At 38.8% G+C, this 17619-nt stretch carries 19 protein-coding genes; 17 read left to right on the top strand and 2 right to left on the bottom strand.

Annotation, left to right across the window (positions count from 1 at the left end):
- The first annotated feature begins 23 nt into the window (after nt 1-23).
- The 13 genes from I5435_RS15435 to mtnN all read left to right on the top strand — a co-directional run bounded on the left by I5435_RS15435 (nt 24) and on the right by mtnN (nt 12478).
- The gene (locus tag I5435_RS15435) at nt 24-1103 is read left to right on the top strand and encodes a methionine ABC transporter ATP-binding protein (protein ID WP_337982553.1); all 1080 of its coding nucleotides are present in this window, start codon (nt 24-26) and stop codon (nt 1101-1103) included.
- Nucleotides 1045-1698, top strand: a complete 654-nt coding sequence (locus I5435_RS15430) for a methionine ABC transporter permease (RefSeq protein WP_025220077.1) — start codon at nt 1045-1047, stop codon at nt 1696-1698. Before I5435_RS15435 ends, I5435_RS15430 begins: the two co-directional genes overlap by 59 nt.
- 14 nt (nt 1699-1712) lie before the next feature.
- Nucleotides 1713-2549, top strand: a complete 837-nt coding sequence (locus I5435_RS15425) for a MetQ/NlpA family ABC transporter substrate-binding protein (RefSeq protein ID WP_337982552.1) — start codon at nt 1713-1715, stop codon at nt 2547-2549.
- An 18-nt stretch (nt 2550-2567) separates the two neighbouring features.
- Complete coding sequence (locus I5435_RS15420) at nt 2568-3911, top strand: LLM class flavin-dependent oxidoreductase (protein WP_337982551.1); 1344 nt, start codon at nt 2568-2570, stop codon at nt 3909-3911.
- Nucleotides 3911-5101 (top strand): acyl-CoA dehydrogenase family protein, encoded by a 1191-nt coding sequence (locus tag I5435_RS15415; RefSeq protein ID WP_337982550.1) that lies wholly within the window; start codon nt 3911-3913, stop codon nt 5099-5101. Before I5435_RS15420 ends, I5435_RS15415 begins: the two co-directional genes overlap by 1 nt.
- 129 nt (nt 5102-5230) lie before the next feature.
- Nucleotides 5231-6349, top strand: coding sequence for an endolytic transglycosylase MltG (gene mltG / locus I5435_RS15410; RefSeq protein ID WP_024363107.1), 1119 nt, complete (start codon nt 5231-5233; stop codon nt 6347-6349).
- A 274-nt stretch (nt 6350-6623) separates the two neighbouring features.
- Complete coding sequence (locus I5435_RS15405; RefSeq protein WP_024363106.1) at nt 6624-7256, top strand: O-methyltransferase; 633 nt, start codon at nt 6624-6626, stop codon at nt 7254-7256.
- 5 nt (nt 7257-7261) lie between these two features.
- Nucleotides 7262-8194, top strand: coding sequence for a peptidase U32 family protein (locus tag I5435_RS15400; RefSeq protein ID WP_024363105.1), 933 nt, complete (start codon nt 7262-7264; stop codon nt 8192-8194).
- A gap of 14 nt (nt 8195-8208) precedes the next feature.
- Nucleotides 8209-9489: a peptidase U32 family protein gene (locus I5435_RS15395; protein WP_029747273.1), complete on the top strand. Its 1281-nt coding sequence runs from the start codon at nt 8209-8211 to the stop codon at nt 9487-9489.
- Nucleotides 9489-10127 (top strand): uridine kinase, encoded by a 639-nt coding sequence (gene udk / locus I5435_RS15390; protein WP_024363103.1) that lies wholly within the window; start codon nt 9489-9491, stop codon nt 10125-10127. Before I5435_RS15395 ends, udk begins: the two co-directional genes overlap by 1 nt.
- Nucleotides 10128-10313: 186 nt before the next feature.
- On the top strand, nt 10314-10802 hold the full coding sequence (greA, locus tag I5435_RS15385; protein ID WP_024363102.1) for a transcription elongation factor GreA: 489 nt from the start codon (nt 10314-10316) through the stop codon (nt 10800-10802).
- 109 nt (nt 10803-10911) lie between these two features.
- The gene (locus I5435_RS15380) at nt 10912-11574 is read left to right on the top strand and encodes a YrrS family protein (RefSeq protein WP_025220073.1); all 663 of its coding nucleotides are present in this window, start codon (nt 10912-10914) and stop codon (nt 11572-11574) included.
- Nucleotides 11575-11785: 211 nt separating this feature from the next.
- Nucleotides 11786-12478: a 5'-methylthioadenosine/S-adenosylhomocysteine nucleosidase gene (gene mtnN / locus I5435_RS15375; protein ID WP_024363100.1), complete on the top strand. Its 693-nt coding sequence runs from the start codon at nt 11786-11788 to the stop codon at nt 12476-12478.
- 406 nt (nt 12479-12884) lie between these two features.
- On the opposite strand, the gene sigK is transcribed toward mtnN, so the two are convergent.
- Nucleotides 12885-13592 (bottom strand): RNA polymerase sporulation sigma factor SigK, encoded by a 708-nt coding sequence (gene sigK, locus I5435_RS15370; protein WP_024363098.1) that lies wholly within the window; start codon nt 13590-13592, stop codon nt 12885-12887.
- Nucleotides 13593-13679: 87 nt separating this feature from the next.
- Nucleotides 13680-14180: a CDP-diacylglycerol--serine O-phosphatidyltransferase gene (pssA, locus tag I5435_RS15365; RefSeq protein ID WP_051147750.1), complete on the bottom strand. Its 501-nt coding sequence runs from the start codon at nt 14178-14180 to the stop codon at nt 13680-13682.
- 136 nt (nt 14181-14316) lie between these two features.
- Here pssA and I5435_RS15360 point away from each other — a divergent pair, with 136 nt between their 5' ends.
- Genes I5435_RS15360 through aroE form a run of 4 tightly spaced genes read left to right on the top strand, consistent with a single transcriptional unit; the run spans nt 14317 to nt 17619 of the window.
- A complete protein-coding gene (locus tag I5435_RS15360) occupies nt 14317-15099 on the top strand; it encodes a phosphatidylserine decarboxylase (RefSeq protein WP_337982549.1) in 783 nt (260 codons plus the stop codon).
- 33 nt (nt 15100-15132) lie between these two features.
- Nucleotides 15133-15657, top strand: a complete 525-nt coding sequence (locus I5435_RS15355; RefSeq protein ID WP_231786343.1) for a YqeG family HAD IIIA-type phosphatase — start codon at nt 15133-15135, stop codon at nt 15655-15657.
- Nucleotides 15654-16757, top strand: coding sequence for a ribosome biogenesis GTPase YqeH (gene yqeH, locus I5435_RS15350; RefSeq protein ID WP_337982548.1), 1104 nt, complete (start codon nt 15654-15656; stop codon nt 16755-16757). The genes I5435_RS15355 and yqeH overlap by 4 nt, the downstream gene beginning before the upstream one ends.
- A gap of 31 nt (nt 16758-16788) precedes the next feature.
- Complete coding sequence (gene aroE, locus I5435_RS15345) at nt 16789-17619, top strand: shikimate dehydrogenase (protein ID WP_337982547.1); 831 nt, start codon at nt 16789-16791, stop codon at nt 17617-17619.

The raw sequence follows: 17619 nt of genomic DNA, 5'->3' as shown, positions 1-17619 counted from the left end.
AAGTGCATAGGAGGGAAATCTGAATGATTGAATTTATAAATACGACGAAGGAATTTCATGTTGGGCAAGCGACTGTGAAGGCGTTAAATCACATTAATTTAACTATTCAGAAAGGTGATATATTTGGCGTAATTGGCTTTAGCGGTGCTGGGAAAAGTACTTTACTTCGCACAGTGAATTTATTAGAAGAGCCGACATCTGGTGAAGTGCTTGTTAATGGTAAAAATTTAACCAAACTAAGCAAAAAACAATTGCGGGAGGAAAAGAAAAATATTGGAATGATTTTTCAACACTTTAATCTCCTCCACTCTAAAACGGTTTTTGATAATGTGGCAATGCCTTTAGTGTTAAGTGGTGCTAACAAATCGAAAATAGCAGCTCAAGTGCAAGAGGTCTTAACATTTGTCGGCTTGCAAGATAAGGCGCATCGCTTTATTGATGAATTATCAGGTGGTCAAAAGCAACGTGTAGGGATTGCAAGAGCATTAATTACAAAGCCGACAATTTTATTATGCGATGAAGCGACATCTGCTCTGGACCCCCAAACGACAAAATCTATTTTAGCGTTGCTCAAGCGTGTCAATAGTGAATATGGCATTACCATTTTGATGATTACACATGAAATGGAAGTGATTCGAGATATATGTAATCGTGTGGCGGTAATGGAGAACGGGCAAATAATAGAAGAAGATAATGTCCTACACATTTTTTCTGCACCAAAGCAAGACACAACGAAAAACTTTGTGCAATCAGTTGTTCGAAATGAAATACCGCAATCTGTTTATGAGCAATTGAATGTCATCGATGGTTCGAAACGAATTTACAATATGAAATTTATTGGGGTGGATGTCGGTCAGCCTGTTGTATCACAAGTAGCCAAGAAATTCGCGGTCGATGTCAATGTACTATTTGGCAATATTACGGAGCTACAGGGCATTCCATTCGGTCATTTAATTGTAGAGCTAGTGGGTTCAGCACCAGAGATTCAAAACGCGTTTTTATATATTCAAAGTAAAAATATTCATATGGAGGAGGTCGTTGCACATGAAGGTAAGCACACAGATTATCATCGACGCACTGTTGGATACGCTGTACATGGTTAGCATTTCATTAATTTTTGGCGCTATTTTAGGGTTTATATTAGGCATCGTTTTAGTTGTTACGCGCAAAGGGCACATACTTGAAAATAAAATTATTTTCTCGATTGTCAATCCAGTTGTCAATACGTTACGATCTATTCCTTTCATTATTTTATTAGTAGCTATCATTCCATTTACACGTCTACTTGTTGGGACAGCGATTGGCACAACTGCTGCTATCGTACCACTTGTCTTGCATATTGGACCGTATATTTCAAGATTAATTGAAAATTCTCTGCTTGAGGTAGATGAAGGCATCATTGAAGCGGCAAAAGCAATGGGAGCTTCTCCATTTCAAATTATTCATAAGTTTTTACTTCCTGAAGCCTTCCCATCTTTAATTTTAAGCGTCACAACAGCAACGATTGGACTTATCGGGGCAACAGCAATGGCAGGAGCAGTTGGTGGAGGAGGTCTTGGGGATGTTGCCATAACTTATGGCTACCAACGCTTTGATAATGTAACCATTCTCGTGACAGTTGTACTATTAGTCGTTGTTGTTCAAATTATTCAAAGTATCGGCAATACCATTGAAAGAAAGCTGCGAAGAGTAGCTTAAAAGGAGAGCTAGCAATGAAGAAAATACAGTATATTATCGGACTCTTGTCATTATTATTTTTACTTGTAGCATGTACAAAAGCTGAGGAAAACGATGTTGTGAAGGTTGGCATTCGCAGCTCGGAAATCAAAACGTGGGAATATATAAAAGAACAAGCAACAAAGGAACATATACATTTAGAATTAGTGACATTTTCAGCACAGTATGATCCCAATCAAGCATTAGCAGAAGGTGAAGTCGATATAAATGCTTTCCAACATGTCGCATATTTAAATTTATTTAATAAGAATAACGGCACAGATTTACAAGCGATTGGCACAACGATTATGGCGCCCATCGGCTTGTATTCGAACAAATACAAACGGATAGAAGAGATAAAGGATGGGGCCAAAATTGCAGTGCCAAATGATCCTTCCAATTGGGGGCGAGCATTGTTACTGCTGCAAGAATATGACCTGTTAACGGTTACCGATAATTTTGATGGCAATGGAGGCGAAGATCGTATACAAGACAATCCTAAAAATTTAACGATTGTGCCAGTGGATGGGGCGACGACGCCTCGTGTCATGGAGGATACTGATTTTGCGGTTATTAATAATGGAGTAGCTGTTGAAGCAGGCTTGCTTTTAAAGGATGCGCTTATTCATGAAAATGAAACAGCAAAGCCTTTTATTAATGTCATAGTGGCAAAGCCTGAAGATAAGGACAACGCAAAATTGAAAAAAATTGTGGAGATATATCAGCGTAAAGAAACAGCAGATTTTGTCTCTAACATTTCAAAGGGGAACTATATTCCTGTCAACATGCCATTGGATGAACTAGCAACATGGAAGACGTTTTATTCATATTAAAAGGAGAGATGATGAAAAATGGCGGAGAACAAACAATTAAAGTTAGCTTTATATTTAATCGGGGCAGGCATGCATGTTGCGGCATGGAAGCATCCTTTAGCGCAGGTTGATGCAAGCATTGATATAAAAGCATTACAAAAAGTAGCAAAACTTGCCGAAAAAGGTAAATTCGACATGGCCTTTGTGGCGGATAGTTTAGCCATTAATCACGAATCCCATCCACATATTTTAAATCGTTTTGACCCACTGATTCAAATTACAGCGCTAGCTGCAGCGACATCCAAAATAGGGCTTGGTGCAACAGCTTCGACTACTTACAGTGAACCGTATGTATTAGCAAGACAATTAATGTCCATTGATCATATCAGCAATGGACGTGTTGCATGGAATTTAGTGACAACGGCAGATGCAACCGGCCAAACAGCTTTAAACTTTAGTCGTGATCAGCATTGGGAGCATGACCATCGCTACGAACGAGCAGAAGAATTTATTGATGTCGTGCAATCATTATGGGATTCTTGGGAAGATGATGCCTTTGTCTATGATCGTGAAAATAATATTTTTTATGACCAAGAGAAAGTACATGAAACGGCATTTAAAGGTAAATATTTATCTGTGAAAGGTCCGCTAAACATTGCGCGTTCGATACAAGGGCAACCCGTTATTGTTGAGGCCGGAGCATCTAAGCCAGGGCAAAAATTAGCTGCACGAACAGCGGAAGTTGTTTTTGTCCATTGGGATGATATCGAAAAAGCCAAAGCACATTATCGCACTTTAAAGGCACAGCTAGCGTCGTTCGGTCGAACGGAGGAGGAGTTGCTTGTTTTACAAGGTATCTCGCCCATAGTAGGTGATACTGAGGAAGAAGCCATTCGTCAATTCAATGAATTGCAATCATTGATAGACCCATATGAGAGCTTGAAGTTTGTTTCAGGTTATATGGGCAATGTTGATTTTTCAAAGTATTCGCTAGATACGCCAGCTATTGAAGTTGAGTTTCCTGCTGTCAACAGTATTCAAAGCCATTTTGACGAGCATTTAGAGATTATTAAAAAAGAAAATTTAAAGGTCGGTGAGTTGTATGCCCGCCTGTTTGGACCTGCTAGACGTGATGCCTTTGTTGGAACAGCGGTACAAATTGCTGACGAAATGGAACGATGGTTGAAGGAGGGGGCAGCTGATGGATTTATGCTGCAATTTCCGTTGTTACCACGTGATTTAGAAAACTTTGTAGAGAAGGTTGTACCAATATTACAAGAGCGTGGCATCTATCGTGAAGATTATACAGGGACAACATTGCGTGAACATTTAGGGCTAAAGAAACCTCAAAACCGATTTACGAAAAGTAAGGTGATCGATTAATGCGTGATGTTTTTATTCGGAATGAGCGAGAACAACAGCTCGTTCAATATGCTCGTAAACTTGCTGGGCAAATTGAAGAAACAGCTGCTATTTATGATGAAAGTGGTGCGTTTCCTTTTGACCATTTTAAATTGTTGGAGGAGGCAGGGTATTTTCGATTGACTGTACCGAAAAAATACGGCGGTGAGGAAATCTCTCTCTATGAAATGCTATTAGTGCAAGAGCAGCTTGCTAAAGGAGATGGGTCAACTGCTTTAGCGGTTGGCTGGCACTTATTAACGTTTTTAAATGTAAGAGAAGCGAAGTTGTGGCCGCAGCATATTTTTGCAGAACTAAGTCGTAAAGCTGTGGAGGAAGGTTCCCTGTTAAATATTATTAATAGTGAACGAGGAAAGGGCAATATTTCACGGGGTAGTTTGCCTGGCACGACTGCCAAAAAAGTTCCAGGTGGTTATATCATTACCGGCGAGAAAGCTTTTGCTTCACTAGCACCAATTTTAAAGCAATTCACGATTATTGCATATTTAGAAGATGAAAATGTAACTGCCGAGTTTCTTATGACAAAAAATGAGCAGGTTGAAGTGGTGAACACGTGGGATGCAATGGGCATGCGAGCAACAGGTAGTCATGATATCATTTTCCACGATACTTTTGTGCCAGATGAGGCATTATTATATCGTCACCGTCCGAATGAAGTGAATCGATTTTTAGCAGATGGACGTGTCTATTCTTTAGAAATTCCTGCGGTCTATTTAGGAATTGCAGGTGCGGCGAGGGATTATGTAGTCGAGTTTGCGAAAAATACGTATTCTTATAGCTTGGAAAATACAATTGCACACGCTAGCCATGTGCAACAAAAGATTGGAGAAATAGAGGTGTTGTATCAAACAGCACGTCGTAAGCTTTACAGTATTGCTGCACAAGCAGAACAGCACCCGACAGGTAAACAGGATTTAGCGCAGGATGTTAGTATTGCAAAATATGTGATTTGTCAACATGCCATAGATATTGTGACGAAAGCGATGCAAGTTGTTGGAGGCCGAAGTTTGTCGAAGTCTAATAAATTGCAACGACTTTTTCGAGATGTTCAGTGTAGCCGCTTTAATCCACCAGCTGATGATGTTGTTATTGCTCAACTAGCGCAAGGTTTGTTAGTAGAAGAGAAAAAGCAAGGAGCGTTGCAATTATAAAGGTACAAATCTGCTAAAGAATGTATTAGCAGATTTTTTTATGTGTGCAATTTCTCCTGAATTGTCATTTCTGTTTGTCGAAAAAGTTGATTTCTAGTATGATATTGGATAGTGATAGGGGGGAAACCCGTGGATAACGGTTCTAAAAAACAAGAAATGTTTTCAAAAATGGAAGAAAAAAAATCTGAGGTAAAAATCGTGAGAAAAATCGTAGCTATTATAGCCATTACGTTTTTATTATTATTTGGCATTATCGGTTTAATTGGGTACAACTACGTTAAAAGTGCGCTTAAACCGGTGAATCCGGATGCGACGAAAACCATTGCTGTTGAAGTACCAATTGGCTCTAGTTTAAGTTCGATTTCGGCTTTGTTAGAGAAAAAGGGCATTATTAAAGATGCGAAAGTCTTTAAATATTACGCCAAGTTTAAAAATGAATCTCAATTCCAAGCAGGAAATTATGATTTAACCCAAGCGATGACATTGGACGAGCTGATTGAGAGTTTAAAAACAGGCAAGGTGTATCGTGAGCCAATCTTTACGATGACGATTCCAGAAGGTCTAACACTTGATCAGATAGGTAAAATCGTAGAAAAGAAAACACCTTATACTCAAAAAGAGTTTATGGATTTAGTAACAAGTGAAGCATTTGTTCAAAAAATGATGGCTAACTATCCAGAACTTATTACAGATGCGGTTTTAGCTGATAATATTCGCTATGACTTAGAAGGGTATTTATTCCCAGCAACATATTCTTATTTTGAAGAAAAACCTTCGTTAGAGTCAATTGTTGAAGAAATGATTGCAGCGATGAATAATGTAGTGAAAAATTATAGTGAAGTGTTAGTTGAAAAACAAATGTCAGTCCATCAACTTTTAACGTTTGCATCGTTATTAGAGGAAGAGGCAACAGCACAAACAGATCGTGAAACGATAGCGAGTGTATTCTATAATCGTATAGAGAAAGGCATGCCACTACAAACAGACCCAACTGTTTTATATGCCCTTGGTTCACATAAAGATCGCGTATTGTATGAAGATTTAGAAGTGGAAAACGCTTATAATACTTACAAAAATAAAGGATTACCGCCAGGGCCAATTGCTGGTGCTGGGAAAACTTCGATTGAAGCAACGTTAAATCCGAGCAAAACTGATTATCTTTATTTCTTAGCAGATAAAGAAGGAGTTAACCACTTCTCAAAAACATATGATGAGCATTTGCAAAAGAAAGAACAATATATTAAGTAAATCTCAGTAATTTGAGGCAAATAAATAGCACAATAAAATAGATAGAAGGAAAGAAAAATAGCTTTCCTTCTATTTTCGTGCTATTATAAATTGTGATTTTTAATCAATTATACGTGGTGGCAATTGTTTCGTGCATATCGACTAACAATTGCTCATTTTTGTATGGCAAAGTACCAAGACATCACGTTTGGTCTTTTTCTTTTTGTAGCAAAGTGATGATGAAGTTTGGATAACGGGAGTGCTCGTTTCCTTTTAAATGAGGGTGAATTTTACAATGGAATTATCGGATGCATATATACAATCATTTATTCAACCACGTAATGACTTGCTTTTAGAAATGGAAGCATATGCGGAAGAAAATCATGTACCGATTATGCAGTTAGCTGGAATAGACGCACTGAATCAGTTGCTACGTATTCAAAATCCGGCAAAAATTTTAGAAATTGGCACGGCAATTGGTTACTCAGCAATACGGATGGCAGAGGCTTTGCCAAATGTGCAGATTGTTACGATCGAACGTGATGAAGAACGTGTCGCTCGTGCAAAAGCTTATATTGCAAGATCGACCGTGTCCAATCGTATTACGGTTATTGAGGGAGATGCTTTAGAGGTAGACGATAAGGCAATTCACACAACTTTTGATGCGGTTTTTATAGATGCAGCAAAAGGACAATACCAACGATTTTTCGAAAAATATGCCCCTCTTGTCAACTCGGGAGGCGTCTTGTATATCGATAATATGTATATGCATGGCTTGTCCGATTTGGACTTAAAAGACGTACCACGTCGCAAGCGCACAATGATTCGGAATTTAAAAAACTTTACCGATTGGATTATGCACCATCCTGATTATACAAGTGCATTTTTACCAGTGGGGGATGGCTTATTATTATGTTTGAAGAGGTGACGACTATGAAAAAACCTGAATTGCTTGTTACACCGCAATCAGTAGACCATGTAAAAGCACTGTTAACAGCTGGAGCTGATGCTTTTGTCATTGGGGAACAACAATTTGGTCTTCGTCTTGCAGGTGAATTTTCAGTGAGCGAAGTAGAAGAAGCAACGAAGCTAATACACGCAGCAGGCAAAAAGGTGTATGTTGCAGTGAATGCGCTTTTCCATAACGAAAAACTAGATGCATTAGGTGACTATTTAAAAGAAATGCAACGCATAGGTGTAGATCGTTTAATTTACGGCGACCCTGCGGTTATTATAGTGCGTCGCGAGCAAGGTGTAACCATTCCGTTGCACTGGAATCCGGAAACGACGGCTACCAACTGGTTTACTGCGAATTATTGGGGTAAACGTGGTGCAACACGTGCTGTGCTAGCGCGTGAGCTTTCATTAGATGAAGTAATAGAAATTAAAGAAAACGCAGAAGTAGAAGTGGAAGTACAAGTACACGGCATGACTTGTATGTTCCAATCGAAGCGTCCATTACTAGGTCATTATTTCTTATATCAAGATAAAGTAATGACAATTGAAAATCGTCAAGAAAACCGTAATATGTTCCTTCATGATGATGAGCGTAACAACAAATATCCAATTTATGAGGATGCAAATGGTACACATATTTTCAGTCCAAATGATATGTGCATTATTGATGAGCTAGGCGAGTTATTTGAAGCAGGCATCGATGCGCTAAAAATTGAAGGTGTTTTACAAACGCCGGAATATGTAGTGACAGTTACAGAAGCATATCGTCGAGCAATTGACACTTATTTTGACGAATCAGAAGATGCATATGACGATATTAAAGATGATTTACTGGCTAAAATTGAAGAAATTCAACCTGCTATTCGACCACTCGATACGGGCTTTATCTTCAAGGAAACAGTTTACTAGGAGGTGGCAAGAACATGGCATTGGCATTAGAACAAAATGACAAAATCCGTGAAATGATAAACGGTAAACGCGTCATTACAAAAAAACCTGAACTACTTGCCCCTGCAGGTAGCTTAGAAAAACTAAAAGTAGCTGTCCATTATGGTGCGGACGCAGTATTTATCGGAGGTCGAGAATTCGGTCTTCGCTCAAACGCAGATAATTTTTCTATCGAAGATATGCGTGAAGGTGTAGAGTTTGCAAATAAGTATGGAGCAAAAATTTACGTGACAACGAATATTTTCGCTCATAATGAAAATATGGATGGTTTAGAGCAATATTTAAAGGATATTGAATCAGCAGGCGTTACTGGCATTATTGTAGCGGACCCACTTATTATCGAAACATGTCGTAGTGCTGCGCCGAAGCTAGAAATCCATCTTTCTACACAACAATCTTTATCAAACTGGAAAGCAGTACAGTATTGGAAAGAAGAAGGCTTACACCGCGTTGTTTTAGCACGTGAAGTTGGCGGCGAAGAAATGAAGCTAATGAAAGAAAAAGTCGATATCGAAATTGAAGCATTCGTTCATGGCGCAATGTGTATCGCCTATTCAGGTCGTTGTGTGTTATCAAATCATATGACAGCACGTGACTCCAATCGTGGTGGCTGCTGCCAATCTTGTCGTTGGGATTATGATTTATACGAGTTGGAAGACGGCGAGGAAAAAGCGCTCTTCGATGACAATCATGCACCTTTTGCGATGAGTCCGAAAGATTTAAAGTTAATTGAAGCGATACCACATATGATAGAGCTTGGCATTGACTCATTAAAAGTCGAAGGCCGTATGAAATCGATTCACTATGTGGCAACAGTAGTTTCTGTCTATCGTAAAGTCATTGATGCGTATTGTGCAGACCCTGACAATTTTAAAATTAAACGGGAATGGCTAGAAGAGTTAGATAAATGTGCAAATCGTGACACTGCTGAGGCGTTCTTCCATGATGCACCAGGTCATGAAGAGCAAATGTTTGGCGTTCATGGTCGTAAAACAACCTATGAATTTGCAGGGCTTATTTTAGAGCATGATCCTGAAACAAAAATTGTAACGATGCAACAACGTAACTATTTTAAACCAGGTGATGAAGTAGAATTTTTTGGGCCAGAAATCGAAAATTTCCGCATTACAATGGGGGAAATTTGGGATGAGGATGGCAATAGCTTAGATGCGGCACGTCATCCATTGCAAATTGTTAAGTTTAAATGTGAGACACCACTTCAACCGCACAACATGATGCGAAAGGAGAATAATTAATGGCAATCAAGCGTCCAGTTGTCATCGGAATCGCTGGTGGCTCATGCTCAGGCAAAACGAGTGTGACCCGTGCTATTTATGATGTTTTCCGTGAGCATTCTGTCGTAGTAATTGAACAAGATTACTACTATAAAGATCAAAGTCATTTAACATTTGAAGAACGACTAGGAACGAATTATGACCATCCACTAGCGTTTGATAATGATTTATTGATTGAGCATATAAAAAAATTATTAAAGCGTCAGCCAATCGATAAGCCGGTTTATGACTATGTACAGCATACGCGTGCTAAGGAAGTTATCCATGTAGAGCCAGTAGATGTTATTATACTAGAAGGAATTTTAGTATTAGAGGATGCAGACTTACGTGGTTTAATGGACATCAAATTATTTGTTGATACGGATCCAGATTTACGTATTATTCGTCGTATTTTACGTGATATTAAAGAGCGTGGACGTACAACAGATTCTGTAATTGACCAGTACCTATCTGCAGTACGACCGATGCATAATATGTTTATTGAACCGACTAAACGTTATGCTGATATTATTATTCCTGAAGGTGGAGAGAATGGCGTAGCGATTGATTTGATGGTAACGAAAATTAAAACTATTCTTGAAACTGACAACGTATTGTAATAAGATAGAGTGGTATTGACAATATTTACATGCTTTATGAAGCATATTTTTGTAAGGCATGCATACTATTAGGTCAAAGTGTATTTTGAAATGGATTAAAAATAATAAAATTCGATTAAATGCATTTTTCAAAGCATTTGGTCGAGTTTTATGTTTTTATATTGATGAAATAAGGAGTGAAGTACTTTGTCAAACGAAAAACAGTACCCAATGACTGCAGAGGGTAAAAGAAAATTAGAAGAAGAATTAGTGAAATTAGAAACAGAAACGCGTAAAGAAATTGTAGAGCGTATTAAAATTGCACGTGACTTCGGAGACCTTTCTGAAAATGCCGAGTATGACTCAGCAAAAGAAGAGCAAGCCTTTTTAGAAGGACGTATTTCTACATTAAAATCAATGATTCGTAACGCAGTAATTATTACTGAAGATGAAACGGACAACAGTGTAGTTTCGCTTGGGAAAACGGTTACATTTGTAGAAATTATTAACGGTAAACCATCTTCTGATGAAGAATCTTATACGATTGTTGGTTCTGCCGAGGCTGATCCAATGGAATTCCGAATCTCAAATGAATCACCAATTGCAAAAGGCTTACTTGGAAAAGCTGAAGGTGAAGAAGTAGTTGTACAAACACCTGGTGGTGAAATGAAAGTGAAAATTCTTTCAATTAAATAATCACAGATGTACAAGCAGTTAGCTCTTCTTTCTAGAGAAGAGCTAACTGTTTTTATTTTGCAAGTCGTGTGGAACTTGATAAAATATTGGCTAGAGAGGGGGAGACTTCATGGGTGAACGACAAACACGAAGCAGTCGTCATTTGCAGCCATCTCACAATAAAAAGCTAGATAAAATGTTAAATATTTTAATTGGCATTGTCATTATATTAATTGTGATAGTGGCAACGTATGTGTTTAAGTGGCAAGATGACGCACAAGAAACTGTTAAAGAGGAACCAGCTCAAGAGCAAAAGAACGATGACAGTGAGAAGGAACCTTCAAAAGAGGAAGACATAGCGAGTAACGACGAACAGTCACAAGATGAAGAACAGACGAAAGATACAGACGAGTCGAAAGAGGCAGAACAGCAACCAGAACAAAATACGGCAGTGGAAACGACGTCAGACAATCCAATTGTTGACCGTGTGGTGACAGATAAAAGCTGGAAACCGACGCCAACAACGCAAACTGGAGAGCATGTGTCATCCTACGATGATCAATCTGTAGATTGGGCAGAAAAAATTGCGACAGTGACAGCCGTTACTGGCATTACAAATGACAATCTGATTGTTTGGCGCTTGCAAAATAATGGTGGTGCCAATAAAGCCATTGCAACGGTTTCGACAAAAGATAAAAGTGAAAAGTATCGTGTCAGCATGGAATGGGTTGATAACGAAGGCTGGCTTCCTGTAAAACTAGAACAGTTGAATACATTAGAAGGTGCCTATTGACGAAAACTGCTGTATTGATTATTTTTAAATCTATTGGGTAAAAACATAGCCCAATAGCACAATGTTTGGTGACTAGAGCCATTATCCGTAGGTTATGGAAACACGTCAACGGATATTGGGGTTTGCGGCGGGTGCTTGTTACAATACGGATGCCAAAGCCGACACATCGTTGTTTAATAGAGTTGGATAAAAGAAGGGGAGTAATGAATTCATGAAAATCGCAGTTATCGGTGCAATGGAAGAGGAAGTAGAGTTATTACGCGCATCTTTAGAAGGTGCTACTAGTACAACAATTGCTGGTAGTGAATACACAACAGGGACATATGAAGGAAAAGAAGTAGTGCTATTAAAAAGCGGTATTGGTAAAGTCAATGCGGCAATGTCAACAACAATTTTATTACATGAATTCAAACCAGATGTAGTCATTAATACAGGTTCTGCTGGGGGTTATGATGAGGCCCTTGAAGTTGGAGCCGTTGTTATTTCAGATGAAGTCCGTCATCATGATGTAGATGTTACAATTTTCGGTTATGAAATTGGTCAAATGGCAGGTATGCCTGCTGCTTTCCAATCAGATGAAAAATTAATAAAAGTTGCCGAAGAAGCTGTAAAAGCAGTTGGTGAACATCAATACGGTATTGGCTTAATTTGCTCTGGTGATGCCTTTATGAATGATCCGGTACGTGTGGAAGCAGTGCGTCAACATTTTCCTCAAATGAAAGCTGTTGAAATGGAAGCGGCAGCTGTTGCACAAGTATGCTATCAATTCGGTACACCTTTCGTAGTTATTCGTGCACTATCTGATATTGCTGGCAAAGAATCAAACATCAGCTTTGATGAGTTCTTACCAGTCGCTGCAAAACATTCAACACAAATTGTATTAAAAGCAATTACGGCTCTATAAATCTACATGTAATAGACAAAGTGAGCAGTGAAAAAAGTGAGAAAAATCACAGTCGTAAATAATCTTCAATGCTACAATGGCATTATATTCTCTTCATAGTTCGATGGGAGGTATTCATTATGCTATTTTTAACAGCAGGTGTCGTAATAATTACAATGTTAATCGGCACGCTTATTTCGGCAGATTTGACAGAAGCAACACATTAATACTTTATAGAAAGCTCCTTTGTGGCTGTTAAAGTCAAAAAGGAGCTTTTTATTGTTCGAGGAAACAACGGACTCCTCAATGGACACCAGCCACGCTAAAATGTGTTAGCAACTAATGAAAATCGTTATGCAAAGAGCATCAATAAAACAAGTACTGCTATGTCAAGATTGAATTTTTATCAATAACAAATTACAATAAATTACTCAATAGACTTTTGATCTCTTTTATAAAATTGATAGAGTTTAATGAGTGCTCGCTTTTCAATGCGAGATACATAACTACGAGAAATATTTAAGCGGGCAGCAATTTCTTTTTGTGTCAGTGCATCATGCTGATTTAGCCCATAACGGAGTGTGACAATTTCCAGCTCGCGTTCATCGAGCATGTGCAAATAATGGTACAACTGGGCAACATGTTCTTTATGTTCGATTTTTTCGGTTGCACTTTCTTCATCGCATTGTAGCAGGTCGCGAATTTGTAATGCATTGCCATCTTTGTCTGTGCCAATTGGTTCAAATAAGGATACATCTTTTTGTACTTTTTTCTGGGTCCTTAAATGCATTAAAATTTCATTTTCAATACAGCGTGCTGCGTACGTTGCAAGGCGCGTCTTTTTATCTGGTGTATAACTTTCAACAGCTTTCATTAGACCGATTGTTCCGATTGAAATATAATCATCGAGTTGTTCATGTTTTGGGTGGAATTTCTTTACGACATGTGCAACAAGTCGCATATTGCGCTCAATTAAATCGAGACGCGCTTGCTCATCACCACCTAAAAATCGTTCAATACAAGCAGCTTCCTCTTCTTTAGAAAAGGGTTTATGGAATGTTTGCCCTTTTAAATAACCGAATAACGCAGGGATTTCAAACCATAACTGCAACATAGAAGTAAAAATTCCGCTCATTGAATGATTTCATCCTTTCCCCATTTTTCGACAGTATATGTTAAGAAAGGTCGTTCAATGAAAAAAAGTGCAACAGCAATTACGCTGTTACACTTTTCTTAACGTGAATGTACTAATCATTAGTAAAGCTAAAATCGGTAGTAGGAAAAGATAAAAGGCTGGATGGAACGTAGTCGACGCAAAATACGTTAATGTTAATAGCGTACCAGCAGCTGTTATCGGGAGCCCAGTAAAATAACCGTTTGCTTCACTAATATTGAAGCGAGCTAATCGCATCGCACCGCAGACGATATAAAGAACGGTCATCATCATGCCCGCGAAACCAAAATCAACTAGGACAACTTCATACATTAATAATGCAGGTGCTACACCAAATGATATAATATCACTCATAGAATCTAATTGTTTACCTAACTCAGATACTTGTCCGAGCGCGCGTGCCACTTTCCCGTCATAGCGATCGAGAAGAGCAGCAATAAAGATAAACAAGACACTATAGCTATAATATTCATGTAAAGTGGCCATTATGGCCGCGCCACCAAAGGACATATTACTAATTGTGATGAAGTTTGCTGCGTGCGATTTCATTTTCTTAACCGTCGTATCCACCAACTTGTGATAAAAAAACAAGGCGGATCACTCCTTTGCACTTAAGATATTGTACCATTATACTTCGGATGAGAAAAAATTGACAGTCTAATTTAATGGATAGGGGTTTTGCTTTATGAAAGAAAAACTATACCAACGCTTAATAGAATTAACGAATGGCAAACAATCTTCCCAGCTTTTACAAACTATTGCTAAAGCGAAGTGGAGTAAGCGAATAATTCCAAGCTATATGAAATTATACGATATTAACCTTGAAGAAGTTTCAAAAAAACCACAACAATTTTCAAGTTTGCATGATTTTTTTACAAGAGAGCTTTTAACAGATGCACGACCAGTAGACCAAAATCCTACTGTTTTTACAAGTCCAGTGGATGCAAAAGTGGAATCCTTTGGCCGCATTGAATGGGATATGACTTTTCTTGTAAAGGGCAAACCTTATGCTTTACAGGACTTACTAGGGAATAATGATCGTGCTGCGCAATATGCCGATGGACATTTTATCGTATTTTATTTAAGTCCTGCTGATTATCATCGAATCCATAGCCCGATTGATGGCGAAGTGTTAAGACAATACACATTGGGACATTCATCTTTCCCGGTCAATCAGCTAGGTCTCACTTACGGCAAAAAGCCAATTTCTCATAACTATCGTCTTGTAACGGAGTTAAAAGTGGCAAATGACCAGCATGTGGCATTTATTAAAGTCGGTGCTACTTTTGTCAATTCCATTGTGTTAACAAATACAACAGCCCAGTGGCAAAAGGGAGAAGAAGTTGGCTATTTTTCATTTGGTTCGACAGTGGTCATGCTATTTGAGAAAGATACCGTTACATTTACGGACAATGTTGTACAAGGAAGTCCAATTCGCATGGGTGAAGCCTTTGCAAATATGCTATAATGGTCGAATAATACGTTTAGATTAGGGGTCGCTATTTTGTATAATTTTTTATTACCAGATGAATTTGTGACAAGCATTTTTGAAATAACACCAGAAAAGCTTCAAGAATTAGGCATTAAAGGAATTATTACAGATTTAGATAATACGCTTGTGGAATGGGACCGTGCAGATGCAACGGAAGAGCTAATTATCTGGCTACGTATTATGAAGGAATCTGGCATTCGTGTCATTATCGCTTCAAATAATAAAGAAGCACGTGTAAAGCATTTTGCTGAGCCACTTAACATTCCATATATTCATAAGGCAAGAAAGCCACTTCGTAATGCTTTTTATAGTGCTGTTATTCAACTAGGCTTACGTCCTAATGAAGTAGTAATGGTAGGAGACCAGCTACTTACAGATGTGATGGGCGCCAAACGTTTAGGCTTGCATACTGTGTTAGTAAAACCAGTTGCACAATCAGATGGGCTCGTAACAAAATTTAATCGTTTCGTTGAGCGTCGTGTGTTCAATGATTTAAAACGTAAAGGAATAATTACTTGGGAGGAACAAGAATGAACGAAATGCCAAATTGTATTGGCTGTGGTACGACAATTCAAACAGAAGATAAAACAGCAGTAGGGTATGCACCCCCATCATCATTAGAAAAAGACGTAGTCATTTGTCAACGTTGCTTCCGTTTGAAAAATTACAATGAAATACAACCTGTGTCATTAACAGATGACGATTTTCTGCGTATTTTGAATGGCCTTGGAACACAGCAAGGCTTGATCGTGAAAATCGTTGATATTTTTGACTTCAATGGTAGCTGGTTGCCAGGGCTTCATCGCTTCGTTGGCAAAAATCCAGTGCTATTAGTAGCGAATAAAGCTGATTTACTGCCAAAATCAGTGAAGCCCAAAAAAGTAATTAACTGGCTCAAACGTGAAGCGAAGGCACTTGGTCTACAACCGATTGATGTGCTGTTAGTTAGTGCACATAAGGGCCAAGGAATGGCTGAGGCGATGGAGGCTATAGACCAGTATCGCAACGGCCAAAACGTGTACGTAGTAGGTTGTACTAATGTTGGGAAATCTACGTTTATTAACCGCGTTATTAAGCAGGCTACGGGTGAAGGAGAAGTCATTACTACCTCGCATTTCCCTGGCACTACATTGGACATGATTGAAATTCCACTCGATGATGGTAGTGCATTATATGACACACCTGGGATTATTAATCACCATCAGATGGCACATTATATTGATGCAAGCGAATTAAAGTATATTATGCCCAAAAAAGAAATTAAGCCGAAAGTGTATCAGCAAAATGCAGGACAAACATTATTTATTGGTGCACTTGCGCGATTTGACTTTATTCAAGGGGAACGTTCAGCATTTACAATTCACGTGGCAAATGATTTGCCAATCCACCGTACAAAGCTTGAAAAGGCAGATACGCTATATGCTGAGCATAAGGGGGAATTACTGGCACCTCCGACTGCAGATTTTATCGACAAGCTTCCAGAGTTAGTCCGTCATGAGTTTTCAATCAAAGAAGCAAAAACAGATGTGGTCTTTTCGGGACTTGGCTGGATTACGATACAGCATGCGAATGTGGTCATTGCTGCTTATGCACCAAAAGGTGTACAAGTATCAATTCGTCCATCGCTCATTTAATATTAGTAAAGAAGAGAAGAGGAACTAGGACATGAAGAAGTGGTTTGCAGTAATTGGTGATCCGATTGAGCATTCAAAATCACCAGCCATGCATAATGTTTGGTTTGAAGAAATGGCAATCGATGCAGCCTATATTCCAGTGCACGTACCATCACATCAGTTAGAGGCATCGATTGCTGGTTTTAAAACATTAGGTGCTAGTGGTTGGAATGTGACCATACCGCATAAGACAGCAATCATTCCTTATTTAGACGAGCTAGATGAGTTAGCAGAAAAAATGGGTGCGGTGAACACCGTTGTACGAACAAAAGAGGGGAAGTTAAAAGGATACAATACTGATGGGCTTGGTTTTGTACGCTCATTAGAAGAAGCTGTCGGCAAGTCACATAAAGATAAGCCTGTGCTTCTAATTGGAGCGGGCGGGGCAGCTCGTGGCATCGCATTTGCCATGCAACAACAAGGATATATGAATTTAACAATCGCCAATCGTACAGTTGCTAATGCACAAGCAATTATCGATGAACTCGGAACAGGGCGTGCAATTTCTTTAGCGCAAGCGGAGGAATCATTGGCTGATTTTGGCATTTTGGTGCAAATGACGTCAGCTGGGCTTGTAACGGGTGACTTTTCGATGCCATTTTCATTGAATCGACTAGCGAAAGGCGCAATTGTTGCAGATATTGTGTATAATCCATTAATGACGCCTTTTTTACAAGCGGCTGTGGAAAAAGGAGCGACCGTTGTAACTGGTCTTGGAATGTTCGTACATCAAGGTGCGATTGCGTTCCATTACTGGCTCGATGAATATCCAAATACAAATTCAATGATTGCGCGATTAAAGGCGCAATTAGGAGGACAATAA

The organism is Lysinibacillus sp. C5.1 (genome assembly GCF_016350185.1).
Classification (GTDB): domain Bacteria; phylum Bacillota; class Bacilli; order Bacillales_A; family Planococcaceae; genus Lysinibacillus; species Lysinibacillus sphaericus.
This window is presented reverse-complemented; position numbering and strand designations above follow the sequence as displayed.